Origin of the sequence: Edaphobacter sp., from assembly GCF_035532915.1 — a bacterium.
Classification (GTDB): domain Bacteria; phylum Acidobacteriota; class Terriglobia; order Terriglobales; family Acidobacteriaceae; genus Edaphobacter.
The window spans coordinates 1-4,325 of the sequence record NZ_DATKQC010000291.1; the positions used below are offsets into that span (position 1 = coordinate 1).

At 55.1% G+C, this 4,325-nt stretch carries 5 protein-coding genes; 2 read left to right on the top strand and 3 right to left on the bottom strand.

Annotated features, from left to right (window positions below; translation table 11 throughout):
• The coding region (locus VMU57_RS13825) for a S41 family peptidase (protein WP_325384375.1) at positions 1-674 on the top strand (674 nt) is incomplete at its 5' end.
• Positions 675-893: 219 nt separating this feature from the next.
• On the opposite strand, the gene VMU57_RS13830 is transcribed toward VMU57_RS13825, so the two are convergent.
• Positions 894-1,736 carry a DUF3800 domain-containing protein gene (locus tag VMU57_RS13830; RefSeq protein ID WP_325384377.1) on the bottom strand — a complete coding sequence of 281 codons (843 nt, stop codon included), beginning with the start codon at positions 1,734-1,736 and terminating at the stop codon, positions 894-896.
• A gap of 517 nt (positions 1,737-2,253) precedes the next feature.
• Between VMU57_RS13830 and VMU57_RS13835 the strand changes: the two genes are divergently transcribed.
• A complete protein-coding gene (locus tag VMU57_RS13835; RefSeq protein ID WP_325384379.1) occupies positions 2,254-3,162 on the top strand; it encodes a hypothetical protein in 909 nt (302 codons plus the stop codon).
• A gap of 195 nt (positions 3,163-3,357) precedes the next feature.
• Here VMU57_RS13835 and VMU57_RS13840 read toward each other — a convergent pair whose 3' ends face one another.
• Positions 3,358-4,059, bottom strand: coding sequence for a hypothetical protein (locus tag VMU57_RS13840; RefSeq protein WP_325384381.1), 702 nt, complete (start codon positions 4,057-4,059; stop codon positions 3,358-3,360).
• Positions 4,050-4,325, bottom strand: a 276-nt coding sequence (locus tag VMU57_RS13845; protein ID WP_325384383.1) for a hypothetical protein, incomplete at its 5' end; no start/stop codon positions are given. The genes VMU57_RS13840 and VMU57_RS13845, both read right to left, overlap by 10 nt.

Here is a 4,325-nt window from a genome sequence, read left to right on the forward strand (position 1 = left end):
TGATTGGGGTCGAGGTTGCGAACGAGATCTCCCGCGCCGTGGAGGAACTTGGCAGAATTGATAGCCTGATCATCGACCTGCGTGGCAACACCGGCGGAGGGATCGGCGCGCTTCGTGTAATGAGCATGATCACACCGGGCACAGTCCCGGTTGGATTTGCACTCGACAGGCGCCGCGTCACAGCCAATCTCGAATCAGAGAAGCACAGTTTCAATCGATTCTCACAAATCCCGTCTTCAACCAAGACCCTGTGGCGGCTTGCCTTGCAGTTTGGGCCTGCAATGATGATGAAAAAGCCCATTGTGCTTCAAACCGAGGGGTTGGGCGAGAAATCATTTCACGGGAGGGTCGTTCTCCTGGTGAACCGCCACACCGCAAGCGCCGCGGAAATGATTGTCGCGTTTGCACGAGAGAACCAGCTCGCCACAATTGTCGGAGAGAAAACGGCTGGTCGACTCCTCTCCGCAACTTCCGTCAAAGTCGGCAAGGGATTTCGGTTGGCGATGCCCGCAGGGGCGTACTACACATGGAACGGGCTGGTGCTGGAGGGAACGCCGATGGAACCAGACGAACTGTTCGAGTTCAATTGGCGCGAACGACGGGAGAGGGTGGACGGCCAACTTGAACACGTCGTCAAATGGATTCGGGGTCATCACGCAGCACGTGTCAGTTGAACGGCCTGTTGATACCCGTTGTAGGGCTCATTTCCAGGTTTGGCCGTCATTCGACAGCAACGCGAGGCGGGGAGAGCTTCATCCATCAATCGGATGCTAGAGTGCTCAGCGGGCGCGAGCGAGATTATGCAACAATCGAAAATCCCTCCCGGCTACATCGGCGTTTGCCGGGAGTAATCCAAAGAACCGCGCGTAACCAGCTGTTAATGAGCGACTTGCTCATTCCCGTCGATGGGGGATGTCGTCATGCTTACGAAACAAATGACCATATTTCTGCCATTCCGGCGATGGCTTTGCGCAGATCACTTGCGGAGAAATCAGCTCGTAAAATGCGTTCTTCTCCGCCATGCCGTCCAATTGCAGTACTCCGTTTTTCTCCGCAATGCCTTCCAGGTGTAGTCGGACGAAGTAGTTACATAGGTCTGATATCTGAAGACCTAAACTATCAGTCGAATCGGCAAAGAACATATCGTCATGGGCGTGCCATAAGCGATGGCTCGGAATCCCAGCGAACGGGTGTTTGCTCCGCAAGGTCCGATAGGTTCTGCGGTATTCGTTCTTCAAATTATTGTTTTCGCAATCATCTAAGATGCACAGATAAGTGTCTTGCCAGTCCAGAACCTTCGTATCTGGTGGGGTATGCGGACGAGAATGATTCTCGGTCGCCCACTCTTCGACCCCCAACAAGCACGCATGAAAAGCAGCATGTAGAGGCTTGCTCGCCCCAAACGGCGGCGGATGGGTCGCTGCGAACTCTCTACGATCAATCGCCGCATAGATGAAAGGCATATTCTCTGCACGTACCGCAGCTAGGAGGGTCAATATCGCCAAGAATCGCTTTGGCTCATCAATCCCCTCAAAAGGTTTCTTGCCGTGATATAGCGCTGACGCATGAAATTCCTGAAAATCATCCAGGTCACCCGTCGGAAGAATCTGTCGTAAAGCATTGTGATGCATTACGGAAGCGGCTCCGAATTTCCCTGTGGGAACGATGAGCGCACCGAACATCACAACCGAACTGTACCCATCGATTCCCGTCTCATCAAAGTAAGCAAGGTGCATGCCCTGATAGCCTCCACCGATCGCTTTGATCCCTTTGGGAGAAGTCTACACGGGCGGGCGGCCCAGGTTTCGGGATACCGGTTCCATCTCAAACCTCGGGTGCCCCAGTTTCCGATCCTGAGACCCGAGAATGCACGACAGATCCGGCCGGGATGATTACTTTTCGTAAGTCGGCCAGCCTCCGGTGATCAACATCGCCGTTGAACCGCCTTCAAGCGCCCAGCTAGAGCGCAGACTTTTCATTGAACAAAAGGTCGGGCATACTCTAAGTACAATCCACGCCGCGAGCCATAGAGTGGAGCCTATGGACTGCGCCGCTGAACGGAACAGTATGAAATACGACATGCCCGAAACGCTGAGGAAGCAACTCGATGGGAGGGTGAAGCTTACTTGCCTCTACTGCGCGAATCCTGTGGGTTCGACTGAGCACGTTCTCCCAGCGGCCTTTGGGTGTTTTAGAAATGCGCCAATGCTACCGGATCGTCTCTGTTCGAATTGCAACAACAATAGGCTTGGTGTGCTCGATGAGCAATTGGCACGCTGTGGAGTAGAGGGTTTCTTTCGGAAGTATTACGGTGTTGTCGGCCGCAAAGAGCATGACTCGGTGAATCCGTTCATGCGAGGCAGCGCAGGTGGCAAGCGTATTGAAGCCAGAACATTTGATCGAGTAGCTGGACGAGAAGTCAGCGTCGAAATCGGCAGGGGTCAAGCGACGCAATTGTGCGCCATCAGTTTCATTGAGAAGGAGAGCAGAAAGGTTCTTCACGACATACCGCTTAACCCAAAGATGACGCTTGAAGAACTTCGAGTTGCTTATGACCATTGCCAAATCACTACGCCATGCGATGTCGCTCTAGCGTCTCATCCGCACGAACGAGAATGGATCGAGCCTCTGATTCAGCAGGCGTGGCCGAATGCGACGTTTTCGGAAGGAACGTTAATGAGCAACGTCATCGAACGCCCTGTGCTCAAATTTCAGGTGACCGAACGCTATCATCGCGCCTTTGCAAAGCTCGGATTCCACTACTTTCTCAGTCAATTTTCTCGTTTCACTGGACGTGAGGGATGTTTCGCGGATATTCGTCAGTTCATCGCAGAGGACATTGATGACTCGCAGGGTCGCGCGAGCAGTTTTATCACGGAGAGAAAGACCCCTCTCCTCAGTACAATTGCGAACGGCCTAACGCCACCAGATGGATGGAGAGCACACGTTATCGCGGCGGAGATACGACCTGGTGGTTGCGTCGCTCATGTGCAGATGTTCATCACATGCGACTGGAAGTCTCCGATCCGCACGATTGTTCTAGCGAGGTCGGAAGCATTCACGTCTCTTGAAGCCGCTGGCCACCTCTTTCTGTATCACTCGGACGAAAAGCAGGACGGCTATGCTGGTGAAGCGAAGGCCCTTCCAGTAATGCCGATTTGATGCTGTGGTGAAGCGGCGCTGTTGCGCGATTCAAGGATTAGTACTCTGAAGTCGGCCAGCGTCTCCTGAATTGCTCACACGCGAACCTTATTTGCTGCCAACCTGGATTCGCATCCATCGAGTGTTTGAGCCGGTTTCCGAAACAAATGCCTGGATCGCTGCGGAGTCGGGAGTTGAGTGGCCGTAGAGGGCTGTCTACTTGATTTGCAAAGGATAGTAGTACGACGCCTGATCCTGTTCGTGGGTCGTTGCTAGAAAATAGGCTCCCGCCTTGGCCGCCCGCAGGTCCAATTCAACGGACACTGATTCGTGGTCGCCATTGATCGTCGCCAGCGCGCTTCTCTGGGCCACGACGCCATTTCCGTTCTGATCCTGCGTAACGGCCACGGCGTATTGGCCGGGAGGGCTGAAGCGCGGAAGGATGATCGTAACCCTAACCACTGCAGCCGGCAAAAACACAGATTGCAGCGAGCCGGGCTGGTTGCCTCGGATCGTACCAGCATTCCACAGGTTTACCGCTTCGGATCGAACGGCCACATTCGCCGATGGAAGTTGCCGGTGCATTCCATAGCGAGCGACCGTAATGACGGCCGCGCCGATCACGGAGCAGAGGACTACTGCGCTTACGAGCGTCAGTTTTCGCCGGCGCGAGCGACTTTCCTGCCGGAAGACAAGCAGTCGGCTCATGCACATGGGACAGTTCGCCGCGTGCGCGACTCTCGGGTCTGACAACACGATCCGCTTCGCTCTTCGAGCCAGATCCCGGAGGAAGGCCTCATCAGGGCACGGACCGACAGGAGTCGTTTCGCCGGCGAGCACTCGCTCCTCGTGGCGCTGCGCAAGCCACAATTCAAAACGGTCCTCGGTGCGCGAGGGCCAACTCCAACTCAGCCGCATTTTGGGGACTCTCCAGAAGGGGAAAGACTGCGGACCACCAACCCCAATTCTTGAAAGTATGCACGACGCACCGCGCTGTGGTCCATCTCCAGTTTTCCACCGATCTCCCGCCACGAATATCCGAGCCAGCGCCAGTCGAAGACCGATTGTGCGGTTGGCGAAAGGCGCGAAAGCAACTGTCTGGCATAGGCTCTCTGTTCTGCCTCCGGATGACCGACGTGAAGCTGCTCCATATCGCGCATCGACCCAGACGGCAATTCGCGGCT

What these genes read in the sequence shown, in the direction of transcription:
- VMU57_RS13830 (WP_325384377.1), bottom strand. Translation starts at nt 1,736, where the DNA reads ATGCACCTTGCTTACTTTGATGAGACGGGAATCGATGGGTACAGTTCG.
- VMU57_RS13840 (WP_325384381.1), bottom strand. Translation starts at nt 4,059, where the DNA reads ATGCGGCTGAGTTGGAGTTGGCCCTCGCGCACCGAGGACCGTTTTGAA.